The 21,965-nt window shown below is 50.1% G+C and carries 17 protein-coding genes and 1 other annotated feature; of the genes, 5 read left to right on the top strand and 12 right to left on the bottom strand.

The window, feature by feature from the left end:
* Positions 1-10: 10 nt before the first annotated feature.
* From ACTJKB_RS19400 to ACTJKB_RS19385, 4 genes are all read right to left on the bottom strand, one after another.
* Positions 11-1,969, bottom strand: coding sequence for a helicase-associated domain-containing protein (locus tag ACTJKB_RS19400; RefSeq protein ID WP_440836037.1), 1,959 nt, complete (start codon positions 1,967-1,969; stop codon positions 11-13).
* A complete protein-coding gene (locus tag ACTJKB_RS19395; protein ID WP_440836036.1) occupies positions 1,966-3,666 on the bottom strand; it encodes a DNA repair helicase XPB in 1,701 nt (566 codons plus the stop codon). Before ACTJKB_RS19395 ends, ACTJKB_RS19400 begins: the two co-directional genes overlap by 4 nt.
* Positions 3,667-3,790: 124 nt before the next feature.
* Complete coding sequence (locus ACTJKB_RS19390; protein ID WP_440836035.1) at positions 3,791-4,222, bottom strand: CBS domain-containing protein; 432 nt, start codon at positions 4,220-4,222, stop codon at positions 3,791-3,793.
* 77 nt (positions 4,223-4,299) lie between these two features.
* Positions 4,300-5,469 (bottom strand): M20 family metallopeptidase, encoded by a 1,170-nt coding sequence (locus ACTJKB_RS19385; protein WP_440836034.1) that lies wholly within the window; start codon positions 5,467-5,469, stop codon positions 4,300-4,302.
* A gap of 238 nt (positions 5,470-5,707) precedes the next feature.
* On the opposite strand from ACTJKB_RS19385, the gene ACTJKB_RS19380 reads away from it, so the two are divergent.
* Together ACTJKB_RS19380 and ftsW are read left to right on the top strand one after the other, a co-directional pair.
* The gene (locus ACTJKB_RS19380; RefSeq protein WP_440836033.1) at positions 5,708-6,055 is read left to right on the top strand and encodes a YugN family protein; all 348 of its coding nucleotides are present in this window, start codon (positions 5,708-5,710) and stop codon (positions 6,053-6,055) included.
* Positions 6,052-7,296 (top strand): putative lipid II flippase FtsW, encoded by a 1,245-nt coding sequence (gene ftsW / locus ACTJKB_RS19375; protein WP_440836032.1) that lies wholly within the window; start codon positions 6,052-6,054, stop codon positions 7,294-7,296. Before ACTJKB_RS19380 ends, ftsW begins: the two co-directional genes overlap by 4 nt.
* A 138-nt stretch (positions 7,297-7,434) precedes the next feature.
* Here ftsW and ACTJKB_RS19370 read toward each other — a convergent pair whose 3' ends face one another.
* Positions 7,435-7,800: an Asp23/Gls24 family envelope stress response protein gene (locus ACTJKB_RS19370; RefSeq protein WP_019911482.1), complete on the bottom strand. Its 366-nt coding sequence runs from the start codon at positions 7,798-7,800 to the stop codon at positions 7,435-7,437.
* Between the two features lie 153 nt (positions 7,801-7,953).
* On the opposite strand from ACTJKB_RS19370, the gene cax reads away from it, so the two are divergent.
* On the top strand, positions 7,954-9,024 hold the full coding sequence (gene cax / locus ACTJKB_RS19365) for a calcium/proton exchanger (protein WP_440836031.1): 1,071 nt from the start codon (positions 7,954-7,956) through the stop codon (positions 9,022-9,024).
* A gap of 93 nt (positions 9,025-9,117) precedes the next feature.
* Here the strand turns inward: cax and ACTJKB_RS19360 are convergent, their stop codons facing one another.
* The 5 genes from ACTJKB_RS19360 to ACTJKB_RS19340 all read right to left on the bottom strand — a co-directional run bounded on the left by ACTJKB_RS19360 (position 9,118) and on the right by ACTJKB_RS19340 (position 14,179).
* Positions 9,118-9,423: a YlaN family protein gene (locus tag ACTJKB_RS19360; RefSeq protein ID WP_440836030.1), complete on the bottom strand. Its 306-nt coding sequence runs from the start codon at positions 9,421-9,423 to the stop codon at positions 9,118-9,120.
* Between the two features lie 180 nt (positions 9,424-9,603).
* On the bottom strand, positions 9,604-9,849 hold the full coding sequence (locus tag ACTJKB_RS19355) for an HPr family phosphocarrier protein (RefSeq protein WP_074088570.1): 246 nt from the start codon (positions 9,847-9,849) through the stop codon (positions 9,604-9,606).
* A 136-nt stretch (positions 9,850-9,985) separates the two neighbouring features.
* Positions 9,986-11,101 (bottom strand): aminopeptidase, encoded by a 1,116-nt coding sequence (locus tag ACTJKB_RS19350; protein WP_440836029.1) that lies wholly within the window; start codon positions 11,099-11,101, stop codon positions 9,986-9,988.
* A 95-nt stretch (positions 11,102-11,196) separates the two neighbouring features.
* The gene (locus ACTJKB_RS19345) at positions 11,197-12,060 is read right to left on the bottom strand and encodes a hypothetical protein (protein WP_440836028.1); all 864 of its coding nucleotides are present in this window, start codon (positions 12,058-12,060) and stop codon (positions 11,197-11,199) included.
* A gap of 112 nt (positions 12,061-12,172) precedes the next feature.
* Positions 12,173-14,179 carry a sensor domain-containing diguanylate cyclase gene (locus ACTJKB_RS19340; RefSeq protein WP_440836027.1) on the bottom strand — a complete coding sequence of 669 codons (2,007 nt, stop codon included), beginning with the start codon at positions 14,177-14,179 and terminating at the stop codon, positions 12,173-12,175.
* Between the two features lie 462 nt (positions 14,180-14,641).
* On the opposite strand from ACTJKB_RS19340, the gene rpsD reads away from it, so the two are divergent.
* Positions 14,642-15,241, top strand: a complete 600-nt coding sequence (gene rpsD / locus ACTJKB_RS19335; RefSeq protein ID WP_025704015.1) for a 30S ribosomal protein S4 — start codon at positions 14,642-14,644, stop codon at positions 15,239-15,241.
* 117 nt (positions 15,242-15,358) lie between these two features.
* On the opposite strand, the gene tyrS is transcribed toward rpsD, so the two are convergent.
* On the bottom strand, positions 15,359-16,612 hold the full coding sequence (gene tyrS, locus ACTJKB_RS19330; RefSeq protein WP_440836026.1) for a tyrosine--tRNA ligase: 1,254 nt from the start codon (positions 16,610-16,612) through the stop codon (positions 15,359-15,361).
* A gap of 80 nt (positions 16,613-16,692) precedes the next feature.
* Positions 16,693-16,950 (bottom strand) — a binding site (T-box leader).
* Positions 16,951-17,087: 137 nt separating this feature from the next.
* On the opposite strand from tyrS, the gene ACTJKB_RS19325 reads away from it, so the two are divergent.
* Positions 17,088-20,033, top strand: coding sequence for a transglycosylase domain-containing protein (locus tag ACTJKB_RS19325; protein ID WP_440836025.1), 2,946 nt, complete (start codon positions 17,088-17,090; stop codon positions 20,031-20,033).
* Between the two features lie 99 nt (positions 20,034-20,132).
* Here ACTJKB_RS19325 and acsA read toward each other — a convergent pair whose 3' ends face one another.
* A complete protein-coding gene (gene acsA / locus ACTJKB_RS19320; RefSeq protein ID WP_440836024.1) occupies positions 20,133-21,857 on the bottom strand; it encodes an acetate--CoA ligase in 1,725 nt (574 codons plus the stop codon).
* Positions 21,858-21,965 lie beyond the last annotated feature (108 nt).

The raw sequence follows: 21,965 nt of genomic DNA, 5'->3' as shown, positions 1-21,965 counted from the left end.
ACCCGCTAGCCTAAGCAGAAGAGGAATTTCTCCGCAATTTGGGAATGATGAGCTGCATTTCCTGCCAATCGTCCGCGCCCAGCCGCATCTCCTCCACACTATCCGAATCTACGGAAAGCAGCACACCTTTTACTTCCCAAGGATTGCGGCTGATCCGTACAGGGATGAATTCACAGTCTTGTCCCTTATGGGTCAAACGGACCTTAATCCCCCATTCCAAAGCCTGCTCCATTACTTTTTGGGCAGTCGTAACATGATACTTGCGCCATTGCTTCATCCACATTTGCGGAACAGACTCCAGACCAGTAAGTATCGCCTCCTCTGCCGCATGCGGATTGAAAGGCACTCTTGGCAGTTCCGGGGCGCTTACAAACAGACCGCGTTCTGTACCATCGACAGAAAAGAAAGCTGCAGAAGACAGGTTCTCCCTACTCCCGCTGACTAACGGCCAATCCTTCCCGGGATTTTCTTCCTGTCCTGCTATCCTCTTGGCTGGAGCCATTCCTGCTGCTCCCAGTTCCTTCCGTACTAGCTCGATATCTTCCGCACAGGCGATAAAATGCAATGGACCTATGCGGGACAGAATTGCAGCCAAACGGGGATGGGTAGCGATATCATTACCATCTGCCTCAGAACGGCAAGAAAGCAGGATTACCTCTGAGAGCTCTGTTCTGCCGATTCCTTTGCCCCACTGCACCAAAGACTGCTCTACTTGGTCTGGCAGTCCGCCCTTTGCATTCTTTGCCAGCCAGCTAATCACATTTTGCGGTGACAGCCCCTGCTCTGCTGCAGATTCCAGCTTGTTCCGGGTCAGCCGGTAGCTCCATAGATCATCACTATGCAGAAGCTCTGCACAAGCTGCCAGCATCCAGCGCTGACTGTAAGGACACTCTGGAGGAACCAGCACCTCAAAATCTGGTTGAATGATGAATCCGGGAGATGCCGAAACCGGCCGTTTTTCAGCTTGCGGCAACAAGGCCTCCTGATCCCTTTTCTTCTCAGCTCCGATCTCCTGTGCTGGAATGCCGCTGCTGGGGCTGGAGAATGAAGCTGGCTCGCCCGGATGAACCTCCGGTTTGACCGCCGTCCAGCGGAAACAAGCTGATCCGTCGTCCAGTTTTCCCAGCTCACACCAGCCGAATCCGGCCAGTGCTCTGAGCCAAATCCGTGCAGAAGCCTCCAGCGTTTCCAAGGATAGGCCTTGGGCCAGCCCCGTTTCAGACATCCAGGCTAGAATATCCCGGATCATAAACCACTGGCCTGAATAATACCCGGATGAGGAAATGATGTGGCGGAAATGCTGCTCTGCAGGCCCAGAAATGCCGTAACGGTTCATTATCAATCTGTACAGCAGATTTGACATCTGTTTGCCGGAAAGCTGCAGCCAGTTTTCCAGCATGCCTGTGTCCAGAAGATACGCCGAATCAGTGCGGCGGACAAGCCCCAGGCATAGCAATAGATCGAGCATAACCATGACGGGAAGCGGGAACGGATACAATGCTAGCTGATCCGGCGGGAATAGACCCTTCAACTGTTCCTCCGGCAGAGTAAGCGTGGCGGCCAGACGGCTGATGTTTTTTTTATGGACGGCTCCTTTGGCAGTAACCGGAAGCCCTTCGCTGGCGATGAACACCAGTGTTCGAAACAATTCTCCCGCAAGCTCCGGTCCGGCCTCCGCATCAATTTCAGCCACCCTTCCTGCTGCCCGGACAGGTGAACCGGGGAACAGCTTCTGTAGAACAACAGGCAGGTACTGCCCGGGAATTTGATACAGTCGCTCCCCCCATAATTTCTGCCGGAGCTCTAGCACGCCGGCCTCACGAAGTTCCAGAAGAGCCAGATGCAGTTCTGCCCGGCACAGCAACACTGGAGATAGTTGCTCTGCCTGTGCTTCTGTAAACTGTCGCGCGGCGTAGTTTTTGATGATTTGGTGGAGCACCAGCAATGCTTCCCTTGATAATCCCATCATAGGATGATCTCCTCCTGCTGCTCCGTCTGGACAGCATACTCATAGCCCTGCTCGGTCAGAAACAGACGGCGGCGCAAAGCAAAATCCTGTTCCCTGCTGTCTCCCGACACAAGTGTATAAAAGTAGGCCTTGTTCTCACCCGGCTTCGGCCGCAAAATACGCCCCAGCCGCTGGGCCTCCTCCTGCCGGGAACCGTAGGCACCGGACACCTCAATGCCCACCGAAGCATCCGGAAGATTCACGGCAAAGTTCGCTACCTTGGATACAACCAGAAGCCGTAGTCTTCCTTCTCTAAAAGCAGAATACAACTCGTCCCGCTCGCGCTGAGGCGTTTTTCCGGTAATCAGCGGCGCTCCCAGGCTTTCCGCCAAGTTCTTAAGCTGGTCCAGGTATTGCCCGATGACCAGCACGGGTTCATCAGGATGTGTACTAACAATCCTCGCCACAGCCGCAATCTTCGCCGGATTGCCTGCAGCGATCCGGAACTTTTCTTTTTCTCCGGCATACAGATACTTGAGCCTTAACTCTTCAGGCATGGGCACAACGACTTCTATGCAATCTACAGCCGCTATCCATCCCTGCTTCTCCAGCACCTTCCAGGGCAATTCATAGCATTTAGGGCCGATAAGAGAAAACACATCCGTTTCCCGACCATCTTCCCTTATTAATGTAGCGGTCAGTCCAAGCCGCCTGGTGGCCTGGATATCTGCTGTAGCTCTGAACACCGGAGCCGGAAGCAGGTGCACCTCGTCGTAAATAATCAGTCCCCAATTCCGCTGCGTAAACAGATTCATATGAACAAAAGATCCTCCCTTGGATCGCCGGTGTGTCATCATTTGATATGTCGTCACCGTAACCGGCCGGACCTCTCTTTTCACGCCGCTATATTCTCCTACAGATTCTTCATCCAGACCGGTTCTCGTCAGCAGCTCTTCCCGCCACTGTGCCACTGATGTAGCGCTTGAAGTGAGGATCAGCGTCTCGCATTGGAGACTCTCCAGCACCGCCAGACCCACAATCGTCTTACCCGCACCGCAGGGAAGAACAACAACACCGCTCCCGCCCATTCCCTCGAACCTGCGGACCGCTGCGTCCTGATAGTCACGGAGACCAAAAGCAGCCCAAACGGCAGCCGTTCCACTCCCGGCAGGCTCCTTCCATGACACATGTAATGCTTGACCGTCCCGATATCCTGCATAATCCAGAACCGGGAAGCCCATCCTGGTCAATTCCTGCTTCAGCAAACCGCGTTGTTCTGACGGACAATGGAATTCCATAGGAGCCGATCTTACCAAACCGACCTCACCCAAGCTTGTTTGTTCTGCCAATTCGTCTAGCAGCCCAGGGTTATCGGCGCGCAGGATCATGAGCGAAGGATCGGCTGTATCGGCATGGAGCTGCAGTCTTCCGTAACGAGAAACCAGAAGTTTGACTTCTTCCTCCAGGCCTGCGGGAATCCCGGAGCGCGATAACAGGCTCAGACTCTGTAATATTTCTTCAGCTGTTCTACCTGCTGCCGCCGCATTCCAGATTGACAAATGGGTAATCCGGTAAGTGTGATAGGCAGGCAGACTCTTCACAAGTTCGCAAAAATCGGCCAAGACCGTTCTCGCCGCCTCAAAACCGGGATGTCCGCATTCCAGTAACAGGGACCGGTCCTTACGGACGATGCACGCTCCTATACCGCTTTCTTTCATCCAAAACCCTCCAATACGAATCTGGCTATGATCTCCCGGGACTATGTATCTTTTGAAAAAAAGAAGGTAGCAGGAAAAAGCCCACCCCCGTAAACAACGGACATGAGCTTCCCCCAATGCTTATCTAATGCAGATGCTGCTGTGAAATGTCAGTCAAGGCATCAGCTGCTTCATCAGCGAAAATATTCTTCACTGCCAAATCGCCCAGCGATACAATCCCGATCAGCTTTTTCCCGTTCACTACCGGTATACGTCGGATCTGCTTGGAAGCCATCAGATCGGCCGCTTCATCTACAGAGGTGGATTCGGAAACAGCTGTGATCCCTTTGGTCATTACCGTTTCCACGGAAGTTGAACCGGAATGCTTCTGTGCATAACCACGGATGACCAAGTCCCGGTCCGTAATGATACCAATCAAGGTTTCTCGATCCGTTGAATCAACAACGGGGATTACACCTGTATCAGCATCTCTCATTTTCACGGCAACCTCATAGATATTGTCCTGCAGTGTCACACACACAGGATGCGCCGTCATCACTTCTTTGACTGTCTTCAAGATTGAACCCTCCTGTCATGTTGTCCATGTTCTTCGGAAGTAGGGTCCCCTTAAATTGTTAAATTATGCGTAATTATTTACTCATTCAGGCAGGAATCAGCCATCGCTACAAGCAGTTTCGCACCATACAGTAAGGCATCCTCGTCAAAATCGAATTTGCTGTGGTGATGCGGGTACACCGCATCTTTATCCGGGTTGCCCGCTCCAACAAAGATGAAGCAGCCGGGAACTTCCTTGACATAATATGCAAAATCCTCTGCCGGCATGATCTTCTCCATCTGAACAACACTGACCGCATCTCCAAGTGCAGCGGGAGCCACACGGAAAAAGCGTTGAAATTCCGCTTCATCATTTACCAGCGGGGGATAACCCATCAAATAATCCATCTTGGCTTCTGCACCATAGGCCGCCGCCACGGAAGCCACGATCTCTTCCATTCTCTGACGGATGAGATAACGCGTCTCCTCATCGAACGCGCGCACCGTCCCGGTAAGCCTGCAGCGCTCCGAAACGATATTCTGGGCGGACCCTCCCTGAATCGTACCCACACTGACTACAGCGGGCCGAAGCGGGTCCACGGACCGGCTGACAATGCTCTGCAGCTGTGTCACAAGAGCAGCTCCGGCCACAATACTATCGACCGTGCGATGTGGAGTACCGGCATGTCCACCTTTGCCGATGATGTCGATGAAGAACTCATCCGCTGATGCCATCAGCGGCCCGGGTGCGCTGGCTACCGTTCCAAAGGGCAGCGGTGTCCACAGATGCAGCCCATAGACCGCATCCGCCCCCTCCAGTACCCCTTCTGCAATCATTCCCAGCGCTCCACCGGGGCAAATCTCCTCCGCCGGCTGAAACAGGAATCGCAGCTCTCCTTGCAGCTCTTCCTTGCGGCTGCTGTAATAGGATGCAGCCGCAAGCAGCATGGACGTATGTCCGTCATGACCGCAGGCATGCATGACTCCAGGTTCCTGCGAGGCATACTCCCGGCCATTCTCTTCCGTGATAGCAAGAGCATCCATGTCTGCACGCAGGACAACTGTTTTCCCAGGCTGCCGCCCCTTTAATATCCCGGTCAATCCATAACCCGCCTTGCTTCTAATGATCTCAATCCCGAACTCTTCAAGCTTGGCAGCAACAAATGCCGATGTCTCTTTCTCCTGGTAAGACAGCTCCGGATGACGGTGCAAATGCCGGCGCCATTCCACCATATCCGGCAGCAGCTGTTCAAGCACTAACCTCTCCATATCTGATCCATTCCCTTCTCCTGATTCCCGCTTTGGACAGGCTTTCGAACCTTCCGTTCAACTTCCATTCAGCCCTTAAGGCTATATTGCTATTATTGTAGCAGAAACACAAAAAAGAGGGTACCGATAGGTCTGTCATGCCTTGCAGAACACCGGGAAACATACTATCATGAAAAAGTACATCTATAATAATGAACATGAAATTATGATTATACTTCATAAGGGGGATATGTGCGCTATGATATTTGAGAACACGGGCCTCGTTGGATTGAAGAGCGACCTTCTCTATCTGGACGAAAGTGCCGCCAAAGCCGGGTTTATCCGCTGGCAGTGGGAATACTACCGTGCCACTTACGACTGCAAAATCGAAGACAAGCAGAACGGCGGAGAATATTTTTTACGGATCAATACACGTGCTGTCGAGGGCAAGCTGGAAAAGTCTGATGCTGTGCTCGCCATTGAAGCCGTTTACTTGGGCAAAGCCACCTTTCCTCATGGTCTGGAGTATGAATCTCCGGTTCCTAAACCTGTTCTGGATGATGCGGCGAAGCATATTCATGAACTGAAAGCGCTGCTGGAGGCTTGAGCAGTGTAAAGGGAACGACGACAAAAAATGTCAGCCTGCCCAAAAGAGGAACGCCTGATTTCCAGTTGCTTATTCTGACTCTTCTGCTCGTCGGCTTTGGACTCGTGATGGTTTTCAGCTCCAGTTCAAGTCTTACCTTAGCCAGTGAAAAGTTCGGAAATGATCCCTTATTTTTTGTTAAACGCCAGATCATCTGGGTGGTGCTTGGAAGCATCGTTATGTTTATGACGATGAATATCCACTACACTAAATTCAAGAAATGGTATGCACCGATCTTCATGATTACACTAGTTCTGCTATTGTTCGTAGCGTCCACTGAGAAAATCAACGGTGCCAAAAGCTGGTTCAGCATCGGCGGCCTCGGCATCCAGCCCACGGAGCTGGCCAAAATATCCATCATTCTCTATCTGGCTGCCCTGATTACCAAAAAAGGCGAGCGGCTTAGAGATTTGCGCACTGGATATATTCCCGTGATGGTTATTGTCGGGATTGTTGCCGGACTCATTATGATGCAGCCGGATTTAGGTTCATGTCTTATCCTTGTCGCCACCAGCGGGCTTGTCATCTACGCAGGGGGGGCCAGCATGAAGCACATTATGGCCTCCATTGCTCTGCTTGTGCTGGGTGTGGGGATTGTTATGGGAGCAAAAACGGCCATTGACTCCCTGTCACCGTCATCAGAGACCGTGGCAGTCAACCAAGACTACAAACAGGACCGGATCAGCGCCTTCATCAACCCTCTGGCAAACGCTGAAGACAGCGGATTTAATATCGTTCAGTCCTTGATCGCTCTTGGGGAGGGTGGAACCCATGGTTCCGGCTTTGGGCAGAGTATCCAGAAGCTGCATTACCTGCCCTATCCGTACACAGACTTTATCTTTGCTGTTATCGGTGAAGAACTGGGATTTGTGGGGACATCTATTTTCCTGTTAGTCTACCTCTACTTCATTTGGCGGGGCATTCTGATTGCGCTCAGATGCACTGATCCCTTCGGAACCCTTGTCGGCATCGGGGTCATGGGTCTGATTGCCATCCAGGCCTTTGTCAACATCGGTGGTGTCACCAACACGATCCCGCTTACCGGGGTAACCCTACCATTCATCAGCTATGGCGGTTCCTCCTTGCTGGTTACGATGCTCTCCATGGGGATTATGCTGAGTATTTCAAGAGAGACCAACCGGCCGGCCAAAGAGGAAGTAACCAAATCGGTTACTACCGTTAGACAGGTACGTGCCCGCTGACACTACATAAGGGCTAGTTCAGCGAGAAATTAATCCTTATATTTTTCCACCCAATACACAAAAGGCAGCCCAGGATAACCTCCCGGACTGCCTTTTGGTATTCAGGTCAGCAAGCTGCCCTCTTCAGCGGTATACCGCTTACGAAATTTCGTCGTTCTTGAAAGCCACGCCTTCTACCTTAACGTTGACTTCAACGATATGAAGTCCCGTCATGCTCTCCACAGCCTCGCGTACATTCTGTTGAAGCATCCGGCACACCTCGTGAATCGGAGTTTCATACAGAACGATAATGCGTAAGTCCACTGCGGCTTCAAGCTGCCCCACTTCAACGGTTACACCCTTTTGTACGTTCTTACCACTGAGACGCTTGGCCCAACCTTCGGACAAGCCGCCAGACATGGCCGCGATTCCCGGGGTCTCCAGAGCAGCCAGTCCGGCAATCTTCGAGACGACGTCATTTGATATCCGTATGTTTCCCATTTCCAGTTGAAGTTGTTCCGCCATGCCATAACCCCCCTACACTCATTATCAATTATTGTAATTCGAAAACAGGCTAAAAAGCAAATGACTTTCTCGCATTCCCGTTTACACACAGGAACAATTTGGGTATATTGATTATGAATTCAACCTACATATTGAGACTGGAGTGTGCCTTACTTGAAAAAATGGATATCTCCCGCGCTGTTAGCAGTTACCTTTCTGCTTAGCGCCATCGGACACTATGCGGACTGGGACCACACGCTGCAGTTCATACTCTCCGCCATTTCGGTCGTTTTTGTAGCCGGCTTTCTGGGGCGGGCTACCGAGAGTGTAGCCCACTATGCCGGACAGCGGCTGGGGGGCTTTCTAAATGCCACCTTCGGCAACGCGGCAGAGCTGATAATCGCCTTTTTCCTGGTGAAGGAAGGTCTGTTCGATATGGTCAAAGCCAGCCTCACCGGCTCCATCATCGGTAATCTTCTGCTGGTACTGGGCCTTAGTATCTTCGCCGGCGGCATGAAATTCAAAGTTCAGAACTTCAATGTCACACTGGCCGGACTGAATGGCTCACTGATGATCGTGGCGGTCATTGCCCTCTTTGTACCCGCCATGTTCTTCAATACCCATTCCATCACGGAAAAAGATACGGATGTACTCAGTCTCGTGGTCGCCGGACTGCTGATCGCCGCCTACATGGCCTGGCTGGTCTTCTCCATGATTACGCACAAAAAATATCTGGCAGACGTTACCGAAGACAATGATGAAGAACTGCCGAATGAGCATAAGCCAGCCTGGTCCATGAAGAGATCCATTATTTATCTGGTGCTGGCAACAGTAATGGTTGCTTTCGTCAGTGAATGGCTGGTGGGTACACTGGAAACTCTGACCGAACGTTTCGGCTTCAGCGAGCTCTTTGTCGGCGCCTTCCTTGTAGCCATCATTGGTAATGCCGCGGAGCACAGCGCTGCAATCATGCTGGCCATGAAGAACAAGATTGGCGCAGCGGTAGAAATTGCTGTCGGCAGCAGTCTGCAGATCGCCTTATTCGTTGCCCCGGTCCTGATCTTTGCCAGCTATTTCATGGGCAACACGATGGACATTGTCTTCACCACAATAGAGATTGTCGCGATCGCCGTCTCGGTCTTCATCGCCAAATCCATCATTCAGGATGGGGCAACCAACTGGTATGAGGGATTGCTCCTGCTTGCCGTGTACATGATTCTCGGCGTATCTTTTTATCTCGTCTAAGACAAAAAAGCACATGGCGGACCATAGGTCCCCATGTGCTTTTTTATAATATAAGGATTATTTGTTGGACACCATACATTATCCTGCTTAGGATTACAGCATCTCGCGCTCTTCAGCCTTCTTATTCAGCGCATCGTACAGTACAGCCAGATTACGCTCCAGCTCGCTCAGGATCAGCTTGCCCGCAATTTCCGGCACCAGGCCTGCTCTGACCGCAAAATCCACCTCTCTGGAGAAACCGTACATCTGGGTGTCCAGCACTTCCTCATAGAGAGGACAGTAGCGTGTCGCCAGATTCTCCATTTGCACTTCAATGAGCTTCTGAATTTTATCTGCATCTTCTTGTAGAAGAGTGACTGCTCTTAGATTAATCTGTTCCTGTAAATCCGATGAAGTCATGCATTATCCCCCCCATGTCCAAAAGTTACAGCTGCAATTGCTATTTAGTTTAATATTAGTCGAAATCGGAATCCAATACAAGAATGCAGTTAATAATCAAGCAGAAATGCAGCATATTTTAGTTATACATAGAAAAAACGCCCTGCCGCACAGGCAGGACGTCCTACGGGAATAATTAAATTATTCCGCTACCACTGTAAATTTCAATCCGTGTTTGGCAAACACTTCGCTCATTGCCTTCTTCGCTTCTTCGGCATCTGCGCCATGAACATGCAGCTCGTAGCTTTGGCTGGATACAAGAGTTGTAAACAAACCAAGAATACTCTTAACATCAATGTACTTGTTCTCTGCTTGAAGAACGATAGATGAGTTGAACTGGCTTGCCGTTTGGGCAATATCCACGATTGCCGCATTGTTACTGGACATAGGAATCCCTCCGCAACTTGATTATGAAACTTAAGTCTTTTGTAACCAATTCCATGATACATTGAATCCGCTTACTCGTGCAAGGAATTTTCCTGAAAATAGAATGTAAGCCGCTAATTTCGCTTGTAAACCCATTTTATTTCAGGTTTTCGGGGTTCAGACCTTCCAATTCAGGAAGAACAAAAATTCCATCCTTGCGGATCAGCACATCGTCAAAATAGATTTCGCCGCCGCCGTATTCCGGACGCTGGATGAGGACAAGGTCCCAGTGAATCGAGGACCGGTTCCCGTTATCCGTTACATCATAGGCTTGGCCCGGGGTGAAATGCAGGCTGCCGGCGATTTTCTCATCGAACAGAATGTCTTTCATAGGGTGCAGGATGTATGGATTGAAGCCGATTGCAAATTCGCCAATATGGCGGGCACCATCATCAGAATCCAGAATCTCGTTCAACCGCGCGGTATCATTACTTGTGGCTTCAACAATTTTCCCGTTTTCGAATTTGAATTTGACATTTTCGAAAGTCACTCCGTTATAAAGTGTGGCAGCGTTATAGCTGATCGTTCCATTCACGGAATCACGCACTGGAGCGCTGTAGACCTCGCCGTCCGGAATGTTTTTCTGGCCGGAGCATTTCTCTGCACCAATTCCCAGAATGGAGAAGGTAAGCTCTGTACCTGGTCCGGCAATGCGGACCTTGTCCGTTCTCCGCATGAGGTCAGCAAGCGCGTCCTGAGCCTTATCCATTTTGGCATAATCCAGATTGCAGACTTCAAAGTAGAAGTCCTCAAAGGTTTCAGTGGTAGTATTGGCTAACTGGGCCATACTGGCATTGGGATACCTCAGAACAACCCATTTCGTGTGTTTGACGCGCTGTTCGCTATGTACCGGGTGGGAATACAGGGAATTATACAACTTCATATTTTCTTCAGGGACGTCCGAGAGATCATTGACGTTCTCTCCGGCACGGATCCCGATATAGCAATCCATTTGCTTCATCCGGTTCAGGTCGATTTCCGCCCAAGCTTCAAGACCTTCGCGTGTTGCATATTTAAGCATGCTTCGCAGGACTGTACGGTCGGTAAGCTGGACAAATGCACGGCCTCCGGCTTTGCCCACTTCCTCCACCACAGCTTTGATCAAATCTCTCTCGCTGCCGATCATTTCGACAAGCACGTTTTCCCCCGGCTGCACGTTTACAGAGTAGTTTACAAGGTTTTTTGCAAGCTTTTGAATCCTTGGATCCTTCATTCTTTTCTCTCTTCCTTCCTTATGCTAAATAGTAGACATACCGTTTCATTGTAGCACGCCTGTACTGGAGCGCAAGGCATTTGGAGCACCGAAACTCAGCGGTAGCCGTAAAAATTGACCTGTGTTAGATAAATTTCCTCCACAGTACTGCCATTCCCCCCCCCAACTCCCGGATAGCTTACTTTCCGGCTGCTGGTCAGGCTCTTCGGCAGGTTGCGTTTCTTATCTACCTTGAGATAGTACACAGTCTTTACGGATGCCTGCTGAAGCTTCTGCTGAAGTTCATTGTTCTTCTGCTCCCATACCACCTGCAAAGACTCCAAACCCTTGTCTGCCGTCTTAAGGTTTAGCATGGACCCTTCTGGACGGATGGCATCCATCTGATGTTGGAGCTCGGCGGCTAGTTGCTTTTTAGCCTCCGCTTCACTGAGTTCAATGCGCAACACCCTGGTTCCTCTTGCTGTGCCCACTTCTTCGTTCACCTTTTTCTCAAGATTCTCCAGCTCATCGAGCTGGCGGATCGGATTCAGCGCAGGCAGCGGATTATCCCCCTGGGCAGAACCCTTCTCCGACAGCAGGGTCCACTCGCCATTTTTCTTCTCAAGCTTGGAATAGTAGGCTGGAGTCCCTGCCGAGCTTGATTTCAGCGTATCTCCTTCTCCACTTTCCGCCGTACGAGTTGTGCCACGATCCGGCAAAAGTGTATAAAGACTTACCTTGTTATGTTCTGCTACATTTCCTCCATAGTAGAGCGCAGCTTCCGGGGCAGGTTTGCCGTTAAGCAGCAGTGAAGAAGCCCCCTCAAAGGATACCCCGTCGCTCCCATCCACCCCGGCCAGTACCAGATTCAGATTCTCGGCCGCAGATTTGTCCTTTATGGGGCCACAGCTCGTGCAAAGTATCGCGGAGCCCAGCAGAAGAGTATTCAGGACCCTTCTCTTAACATTTGTTTTTCTCATGGCATTCAAGCCTTTCAGGTTAAGGGTGTTAATATTTCTTTAGGGTCTCCCACGCACTGAGGCTTATACGTACAATGAATTCGCAGCTAGACACAAAAAAGAATCCTCAGGTTTACACCCAAGGATTCTTCGCACTGATTTCGGCTTTTTTATTATCAATCACGACTAGGTTTCTGCCGTTATTCTTTGCTTCATACAGCGCCATGTCCGCCCGATAGAAGAGTGATTCCACGCTGACCTTATCATCGGTCCAGCTCCACTCCGCAATACCGCAGGAGACGGTCACACGCGGTTTGGTCTCACCCATTACCCGCTTGCGGATGCGTTCCGCTACAAACACAGCCTGTTGAACGCCAAGCTGTGGCAAATAGACCGCAAGCTCCTCTCCGCCCCATCTCGCGGCAATATCTCCCTGACGGATGGATGACTTGACGATTTCGCTTACCTGCTTCAGAATTTTATCACCCTGCTGGTGTCCGTATGTATCATTGACCATCTTGAACTGATCGATGTCAACAACAATTAAGGAACCGCAAAAATCAGTAACCTGCTTGTCCTTAATCACTTCGTCCAGATAATGCCTCGCATACAATCCAGTCAGAGTATCACGGTTTGCCAAACGCCGAACCTCGGCATGCAGACGTGCATTGCCTACCGCAAGTCCGATATGGCCAGCCATCGCCTGAAGCAGCCTGTAGCTGTCATAAGAGAAGAAATGCGGATCACGATGCGTAAGCATAATTGCGCCGCGAACCTCTCCACCGACACTAAGTGGAGTAGCGATGATAGAATTCGACCCGGTAGCATCCATCAGACGCGAATAGGTTCCCGCCGAATTCTGATATTCGGATAGAATAAGCGCCTCGCCTGTGGCATATACCTTGCCTCCAAGACCTGCACTCTTCTCAATAATTTCACCCAGCATTGGATTATAGTTGCAGGCGATCGCCTCCAGCCCGCCCTTTTCTTCATTCATATGCAAAATACAGCAATAGTCCGCATCAAACATTTCAAGCAGCTCTTCAAAAGCATATTGAAAGATCTCCCCGAGCCGCAAGCTTTGATTCAGACGCTGAGTGAGCTCATTGCTCATGCGCAGTTCACGAATCAGTTGATTGGAACGCTCATACAGTTTAGCATTTTCAAAAGCAGTCCCTGCAGTATCGGCTACCATGGTTAGAAACCGCAAATCGACCTCCGGAAAAGAAGGTTTGTCCATCACCATATGAAATACGCCATATACCCCCTGCTTCCCGCCGAGCGGAAGGCCAATCTCAACACAATGGCTGTCATCGCGTCCGGCATACAAGGCAACTCGCCCATCCTTAAATGCCTTTGCGCACACATCATCATTGCCCCAGCGCAGCGGGAGCGGCTTGACCTGCGGATGTGTGCTCCGGTGGTCCTGTGACATGAAGAGCTCCAGTCTGGCTCCAGGATACATGGCCGAAATACTGTCAATAACTTCGGTAAGCACAGCGTTCACATCTATATTGTCATGCATCCGCTGCACAATTTGAAAGAGCAGTGAGCGCCTGCTGCTCTCACGCTCCGCATGAAGATGTACCCCAGCCAAGTCAGACACGAATACATGCTCAAATCTGCGGTAGAAGCAGGTCTGATAATGTGCGGCCATGGCTTCCGCAATATGCAGTCCGCCTTGTTCATATTGATCTTGCGGCATGGCACAGCCGAGCAGAGCAAAGATTTCCCTATTACCACGCGAGAATACCGGCAGTATTAAAATGGACATTTTATGTCCATTAACCTCTTGATGTGCCGTATATAGCTCTCTCGAATCTAGGGCAAAAGCTGCCGCAGCCTCCCAGTCATCCTTCCAGCTTTGCTCCCAATGGCCTATAAGATCTATATTATCAATATATTTCCCTTCAAAATTAAGCACACCCCAATTCCAGGACTTCGCGAATGCCGGTCCAGCCAGACTTCGCCATTCCCTGAAACTTTCCACAATCAAATTGGCTGCATAAGGGAAATCATAGGATACAATATCCATTTCCCTGAGCCATGCGGCGGGATCTTGATTATCTCCGCTTGATTGCATGGTATCCTGTAACAGCACACGATTATCCTTGCGTTCGTATGCTTCCCGCTCTGACATAAAGAGGATCCCCTTTGCATCTCAAAACAAGCAGAAACGACTTTGTCGCCCTCCAATAGGCCTGTACCGTTTCAACAAGAGTGAGAAGGATAATTTTAAAATAGCTTTCCGATAACATCTAATTAGTTATATTTTACTCCCTTTCTTTAGGTATTGCATTATATTTTCCTCAAAACCGGGATTTTTTTTAGGACCTAAGAACTAACGACAAAGATAGACAAAATCTCTTTAAAGTTGCTCTTGACTTTAGCTGTCGTTTTCATATAATATTTATTGTTGAACAAGACTGTAACAAGTCTTAATTGGGCGTAACGTTGTGTCACCCTCACGCATCTCGTTACTGCCAGGGCAGCGGCTGAACTTCCTCGGCAGTGTGAAACCATCTAACGCTTTCACGGATACGATTTGCGGCGCAAATAGGCCCTAACATGAAATTTCAATTATAAAGGAGTCTACTATAACATGGCACGTTACACCGGACCTAAATTCAAACTCAGCCGCCGTCTGGGCATTTCCCTTAGCGGTACAGGCAAAGACCTGAAACGCCCTTTCCCACCAGGACAGCACGGCGCTAACCAACGCAGAAAAGTAAGTAACTACGGAATGCAGCTTTTGGAAAAGCAAAAACTGCGCCACATGTACGGTTTGGGTGAAAAGCAGTTTAAAACTCTATTCACTAAAGCACAAAAGCTCCAGGGTATTGCGGGCGAAAACTTCATGTTCCTGCTCGAAAGCCGCTTGGACAACCTGGTATACCGTCTTGGTTTTGCTAACTCCCGCGCTGGTGCGCGTCAGCTGGTATCCCACGGACATGTTACCGTTAACGGCAAAAAAGTCGACATCGCTTCTTACCGTGTAAGCGTGGGCGACGTTATCGGACTTCGTGAAAGAAGCCGCGCTATGGCTTCCATCAAAGAAGCTCTGGAAAACCGTTCCCACCTTCCAGGCTATCTGGAATATGCTGATGGCTCTTTCGAAGGCAAATACATTCGTTTGCCAGAACGTGCCGAGCTGTCCCAAGATATCGATGAAAAGCAAATCGTCGAATTCTACAACCGTTAAGATTTCGCCTACTGCGAAAAAACGAGCAAAGCCTCCAGAGCAATCTGGGGGCTTTTTTCATTTCTATTGAATAAGAGTACAGCTGAGAGAAATTCCTTTGCTGGTTATTCAGCATTGCTAGACCAAATTCAACTTAACGAACTTCCGCTTGCCCACCTGGATAATATCTCCGTCTTTCGGGATGAGTTCACCGATTATGTCTTCCTGTTTCACTTCGTTCAATTTAACTGAGCCTTGCTTTATGCTTCGTTTAGCTTCACCTTTTGAGCCTGCAAAACCAATCAGAGTCAGAAGCTCGGCCAATTGGATCTTGCCATTCTCAAGCTCAGCAGCTGCGAGATTATAGATCTCGATATTTTCTGGCAGCGACCGCTGCTGAAAAACAGTGATGAAATGCTGCTGTGCAGACTCCGCTGCTGCTGAACCGTGGTATATGCGTACAAAGGTATAGGCCAGCTGCATTTTGACATCTCTCGGATGTGCCTTCCCTGAAGACAGAGCTTCCCTCAGCGCAGCCAGCTCCTCATTGCTGAGGTCCGTAACCATTTCATAGTATCTCAGCATCAGCTCATCCGGAACTGACATGGTCTTCCCGTACATCTCATTTGGCTCTTCATCGATACCAATGTAGTTGCCGAGACTCTTGCTCATTTTCTTAACTCCGTCGAGTCCTTCGAGCAAAGGCATCAGCATGACAACCTGTGGCTCTTCACCGTATTCCTTCTGCAGAGTACGGCCCATCAATATATTGAACTTCTGATCCGTACCGCCCAGCTCGATATCAGTCTTGTTCTCAACCGAATCCATTCCCTGCATCAGCGGGTAGAAAAATTCATGAATACTGATGGCCTGACCGCCCTGGAAGCGTTTTGTGAAATCGTCACGCTCCATCATCCTCGCTACGGTTACTTTTGACGACAGATTTACTACTTCCTCAAAAGTCATCAGACTCAGCCAGTCTGAGTTGCAAAGTAACTGTGTCTGCTCAGGATCAAGAATCTTGAAAATTTGCCGTTTGTAAGTCGCCGCGTTGCGCTGCACATCTTCTTCACTAAGCTGCTTGCGTGTCTCGGATTTACCTGTGGGGTCACCTATCCGTCCAGTGAAGTCCCCGATAATCAGCTGAACTACATGCCCAAACTCCTGAAACTGACGCAGCTTATGAAGCACAACAGTATGCCCGATATGGATGTCCGGAGCCGACGGGTCCAGCCCCAGCTTAACGTTAAGTGGAACCCCCGTCACCACAGACTTCATCAGTTTGCCTCTCAATTCCTCCTCCGGCACAATTTCTGCAGCTCCGCGTGAGACCACTTCCAGCTGCCGCTCGACCTCCTGCTGCTGCGCACAGGTTAACTCTTCCCATTTCATAATTACGCCTCCTAAAAAGTCTGACGGTGCATACTTCCTTTCATGTTCAAATAACGCAAAAAGAGCCTTTCACTCATCCCACAAGGGACGAGCAAAAGACTCGCGGTACCACCCTAATTAAAGATCCGCTGCACCGGGACGCAGCCATAATCCTTCACTTCATTTCGATAACGGGATCACACCCGGTACCGGACTACTGGACAAGTCAGAATTCAGATTGTCTTTCCTCCGGTCAGCTCCAGACTGTAATTCAAAGGGGCCTGCTGCCGGTTCGCACCACCCACCGGCTCTCTGAAACACATGGCTTGCCTTCTACTGATGTCCTTCCACGCCTTTATGATATCTAATTGAATCTATTTGTATCATAGCCGCTTTTCAAAAGTCAATACAAGACTGAAAACCGCCTAAAGCATGGGCGCATTCAAAATCGCCAAATTGTGCTATAATAGTTCCGTTAAAAGGAGGATTAACGTCGATGGTTGAGGAGAACAAAAAGAAAAACGCAAAGCAGCGTCCACCCCGTAGATCCTGGCTCCGCAGGTTCGGCTCCGTCGTGAAGTGGATGTTTATACTCGGCATACTTGGCATACTGTTTGCCGGTGGTGCTGTGGCAGGCTATGTCACTTCCATAGTGAAGAGCGATCCTGTCCGCTCCGAAGAATTGATCCAACAGCAAGTCAGCCAGAATGCCATTACCGGCTTTGTGTATTTCCGCGATGGCCAACCGATCGGCCAGCTCCGGACTGATGAGGACCGTAGACTTGTAGAATTCAACAATATTCCGCAGCTCGTGATTGATGCCGTCCTCGCTATAGAGGACAATAATTTCTACAATCATAAAGGGGTCGATTTCAGCGGCACCTTGCGTGCCGTAAAGCAAAAGCTGCTGAACGAATCTGTCCAGACCGGCGGGAGCACCCTGACCCAGCAATTGGCACGGCGCGTGTTCCTAAATCTGGACCGGACAGAGGACCGCAAGATCAAGGAGATCCTGCTGTCTCTAAGGTTGGAACGCTATTTATCCAAGCAGGAAATTTTGACGGCCTATTTGAATAAGGTTCCTTTCGGAAACGGATCCAACGGCTACAATGTGTACGGTATCAAAGCAGCAGCTAAAGGAATTTTCGGATTGGATGATCTGGAAAAGCTGAATACTGCCCAAGCTGCTTATTTAGCCGGACTCCCCCAGCTCCCCTCCAAGTATTCCGCGTTTAATGGAGTTGGTGCATTTAATGAAACCGCATTTAAACGTGCCATGGAGCGCCAAAAGCTTGTACTGCGCCGGATGCTGGAGGAGAACAAAATCACTACCTCCCAGTATAATGAAGCACTCCAGTTTGATATCAAGAGCTCTTTAGCGCCGCATACGAAGAAGGCTTACGCTACATATCCTTATTTGATGCTAGAGACGGAGCGCAAAGCGGCCCAAATCCTATTGTCCATCAATGAAGGCAATAACGGCGTGGTCGATCCGAACACCTCTTCCGCTGAAGATAACAGTGTGCAGCTGGAGGAAGCACGCCAGCAGCTTATGACCGGAGGCTACCGCGTATATACAACGATTGATAAAAAGGTATACAGCGCTATGCACAGCATCTCCGAGGACAGCAAAAACTTCACAAAGGACAGCAAGTCCAGGGGCAAGGAACAGACGGCAGGCATGATGATCAACAACAAAACCGGGGCTATCCTGGGCATGATTGAAGGCAGAGACTTCAATATTGAGCAAATGAACTATGCCACGCAAATGGTTCGCCAGCCGGGTTCGACCATGAAACCGATAGCTGCCTACCTCCCTGCACTGGACGCCGGCTTCATTCAGCCTGCAGGTATTCTGGATGATGCGCCGATTATTCTCAAAGACGGCGGCAAAGGGTTCCACATTCCGAAAAATGCCAACAACCGGTATCAGGGTCTGGTTACAGCCCGTTATGCGCTTAACAAATCCTTGAATTTGCCAGCCCTCAAGCTGTTCAATGATAAGGTTGGGATCGAGAAAGCATGGGCTTTTTCCAAGAAACTGGGCATTACCACCATACAGGATAATGATTACAACGCGCAGACTGGGGTTATCGGCGGGTTACGCTATGGGGTTACTGTTGAGGAATTAACAAATGCATACTCATCCATTGGGAATCAAGGGGCTTTCAATGACGCCTATATGATCGAGAAGATTGTAGATTCCCAGGGTAAAATTATCTACCAGCATAAAGTAAATCCGGAGCAGGTCTACTCTAAGCAAACTGCTTATCTGATGACGGATATGCTGCGCACGGTTATTACTGAAGGAACAGCAAGTACGGTTAAGAAAAACTATAAGCACTTCAAAAATGTACCCATTGTCGGCAAAACCGGTTCTACCCAAAACTATGGGGATGTGTGGTTTATGGGCTATACACCGGATGTGACCCTTGGCATGTGGGTGGGCTACAAGGAACAAATCAATACGCTCCAGGGTGATACCCAGAAACGTCAGGCACAGACCCTGTGGACGAAAGTGATGAACGCCGTTATTGATAAGCAGCCTGAGCTTTTTGTCACGAAGGAATTCCCAAAACCTGAAGGAATCGTCAAAAAGACAGTGTCTGCATACAGCGGTAAGCTCCCTACTGACTTGACCGACAGGTTCACGACAGATGTGTTCAATGCAAAATATGTACCGACCGCAAGTGATGACGGAATCTCCAAAGCCAAGTATATTAGTTATAATGGAGTGAATTATATCCCTCTGGATGGTACACCTGAGGACTTCCTCAAAGAAAAAATTGTCGTCAAGCGTGAAAAACCGATTCAGGATCTGGTAAAGGAACTGCTTGCCGCCTTCCCGTCGATGAAAGAGCATGAACCGCTGGAATATTATATGCCCGAAGATGCCAAATCCGATTTTCCTACCGAGGTTGACCCCCGTGTGGATGACGGCAGTGCACCAACGGCTCCTAGCGGAGTCAATGTATCCTACAGTACGGGTAAGGCCGTCGTCACCTTTAATCCGAGCGGTTCGCCGGATGTAGTCGGCTACCGCTTGTACCGCTCGCTGAATGGCGGTTCGTTCAAGGAGCAGGCCATCCTGTCTGTTGGCGAAGGAACTACTTTCACACCGGGTACTCCGGCCAGTGTGAATGCCTCCTTCTATGTGGCTGCCGTAGATGTTGCCGGTCATGAGTCGGCTTCAGGCAGCGTAGCTGGAGGAGCTACACCTACCCCGGAATCGACTCCACCACCGGCTGATAACCCGGATGCAGAAGCGACCCCGGACCCGGGAGTTGATCCTGTAACCACGGAGGATCCCGGAATGATTATTATCCCGCCAGCGGGTGGCTCTGACGTTCCTGCCGGATCGGGCACCAATGCCGCTGGTGAAGGCAATGCCACCGGTGGAGGCAATGCTGCTGGTGGGAATGCCGGAGCTACAACACCTTAATATTGGGTCTGCAGAAACCCTCAGACTCTGGAAAGCCAAAAAACACCGCTACCGGATCATTGCCGGCAGTGGTGTTTTTTGGCTTATCTATATCGTTCTTTAATCCTCAATGGTGGACAGATCACCTGCGGGGAGATGCAGCTCCCAGGCTTTCAGAACGCGGCGCATAATTTTGCCGGATCGGGTCTTGGGCAGCTTTTCCCTGAATTCGATTTCACGCGGCGCTGCATGAGCGGATAATCCCGTTTTGACGAAAGCCGCAATTTCCTCCTTCAGCTCGGCCGTGGGGAAATAACCATCCCGTAAAGAAATGAACGCCTTAATAATCTCTCCCCGCATAACATCCGGTTTACCGATAACCCCAGCTTCAGCTACCGCTGGATGCTCTACCAGCTTGCTCTCCACCTCAAAAGGTCCAATCCGCTCACCAGAGGAATTGATGACATCATCGATACGGCCCTGAAACCAGAAATAGCCTTCCTCGTCCATGTAAGCAGAATCTCCGGAGATGTACCAGCCGGGAATGCGGAAGTACTCCTCGAATTTCGCTTGGTTATTCCAGATCTTACCCATCATGGAGGGCCAAGGGGTCCGAATGGCTAGGTTTCCCATGGAATAAGGCGGCAACAGATTACCCCGGTCATCCAGTATAGCAGCTTCGATACCGGGCAGTGGCCGCCCCATGGAGCCGGGCTTGATATCCATTCCCGGGTAATTACAGATCAGCTGTGCTCCGGTTTCCGTCATCCACCACGTATCATGAATGCGCTGCTGATAGAATTTGTCACCCCAGCGCACCACTTCGGGATTCAACGGTTCCCCTACAGACAGGACATGACGCAGACTGCTAAGATCAATTCCCTGCAGGCTCGCCTCTCCTGCCCCCATGAGCATGCGGAATGCAGTAGGTGCACTGTACCATACAGTAACCGCAAAACGTTCAATGGTCTTATACCAATCCTGCGGACTGAAACGGCCACCACGCACAACATTGGTCACACCGTTCAGCCAAGGGGCAAAAATCCCATAAGAGGTTCCCGTGACCCATCCTGGATCGGCTGTGCACCAATAGATATCGTCAGGACGCAAGTCAAGTACAACCTTCCCTGTATAATAATGCTGAATCATTGCTCTTTGCACATGGTATACACCTTTGGGCTTGCCGGTTGAGCCGGAGGTATAATGCATAATCAGCCCATCCTCCAGACTAAGCCATTCGGGATCAAGCTCCACTGACGCTGCAGCGGTTTCTTTTTCATAACTTATTAGCCCTTGTTCAATATCTGCAGTGCCTCCTACCACAAAAATATGCTTCAGCGCTGGTAGCTCTTCACGTTTGACCCGATGCAGTAACTCCGGTGTGGTTACGAGAGCTATGGCGCCGCTATCCTCCAGACGGTCTTTAACAGCCGTTTCCATAAACGCCTCAAACAACGGTCCCGCTACAGCACCTACCTTGAGAATACCCAACAGACTGAAATACAGCTCCGGCTTGCGGGGCATAAAAATAAATACTCTGTCTCCCCGGCCAATACCGTGCGCACGCAACACGTTTCCGAAGCGATTGGATCTTTCCCGCAGATCTGAGAACGTGTACATCTCTTCCCTTGTGGCATCACTGTAGATCAAAGCCGTTGCCGCTCCGCGGCCTTCGAGCACATGCCGGTCAATCGCTTCATGGGCCATATTCACCTTGCCGCTCTCATGCCAGGAAAAGTTTTTCTCCACATCCTCCCACCGGAATTCGCTTACTGCCCGGGAATAATCCGCCATATTGGCTTGCTTCACGCGGCCCGGTAAAATTTCGCTGTGGACTTGCCCCATTACTCTTGCCTCCCTCACTCGTTTGATTTAAGCTTTAAGGGCGAGACTCTTCTCTTAAGCAATGCTGTCAATGGATTAATTGTGAATATTTTATGTCGGACTTAGTAT

Origin of the sequence: Paenibacillus sp. 22594 (assembly GCF_052044425.1) — a bacterium.
Classification (GTDB): Bacteria; Bacillota; Bacilli; order Paenibacillales; family Paenibacillaceae; genus Paenibacillus_AQ.
Note: the sequence above shows the minus strand (reverse complement) of the source record. Positions and strands in the feature narration are given on the sequence as shown.

Bases quoted from the DNA above. Each gene is read 5' to 3' on its own strand.
- ACTJKB_RS19400 (WP_440836037.1), bottom strand. From the start codon at position 1,969: ATGATGGGATTATCAAGGGAAGCATTGCTGGTGCTCCACCAAATCATC.
- ACTJKB_RS19395 (WP_440836036.1), bottom strand. From the start codon at position 3,666: ATGAAAGAAAGCGGTATAGGAGCGTGCATCGTCCGTAAGGACCGGTCC.
- ACTJKB_RS19385 (WP_440836034.1), bottom strand. From the start codon at position 5,469: ATGGAGAGGTTAGTGCTTGAACAGCTGCTGCCGGATATGGTGGAATGG.
- ACTJKB_RS19380 (WP_440836033.1), top strand. From the start codon at position 5,708: ATGATATTTGAGAACACGGGCCTCGTTGGATTGAAGAGCGACCTTCTC.
- ACTJKB_RS19370 (WP_019911482.1), bottom strand. From the start codon at position 7,800: ATGGCGGAACAACTTCAACTGGAAATGGGAAACATACGGATATCAAAT.
- ACTJKB_RS19360 (WP_440836030.1), bottom strand. From the start codon at position 9,423: ATGACTTCATCGGATTTACAGGAACAGATTAATCTAAGAGCAGTCACT.
- ACTJKB_RS19355 (WP_074088570.1), bottom strand. From the start codon at position 9,849: ATGTCCAGTAACAATGCGGCAATCGTGGATATTGCCCAAACGGCAAGC.
- ACTJKB_RS19350 (WP_440836029.1), bottom strand. From the start codon at position 11,101: ATGAAGGATCCAAGGATTCAAAAGCTTGCAAAAAACCTTGTAAACTAC.
- ACTJKB_RS19345 (WP_440836028.1), bottom strand. From the start codon at position 12,060: ATGAGAAAAACAAATGTTAAGAGAAGGGTCCTGAATACTCTTCTGCTG.
- ACTJKB_RS19340 (WP_440836027.1), bottom strand. From the start codon at position 14,179: ATGTCAGAGCGGGAAGCATACGAACGCAAGGATAATCGTGTGCTGTTA.
- rpsD (WP_025704015.1), top strand. From the start codon at position 14,642: ATGGCACGTTACACCGGACCTAAATTCAAACTCAGCCGCCGTCTGGGC.
- tyrS (WP_440836026.1), bottom strand. From the start codon at position 16,612: ATGAAATGGGAAGAGTTAACCTGTGCGCAGCAGCAGGAGGTCGAGCGG.
- ACTJKB_RS19325 (WP_440836025.1), top strand. From the start codon at position 17,088: ATGGTTGAGGAGAACAAAAAGAAAAACGCAAAGCAGCGTCCACCCCGT.
- acsA (WP_440836024.1), bottom strand. From the start codon at position 21,857: ATGGGGCAAGTCCACAGCGAAATTTTACCGGGCCGCGTGAAGCAAGCC.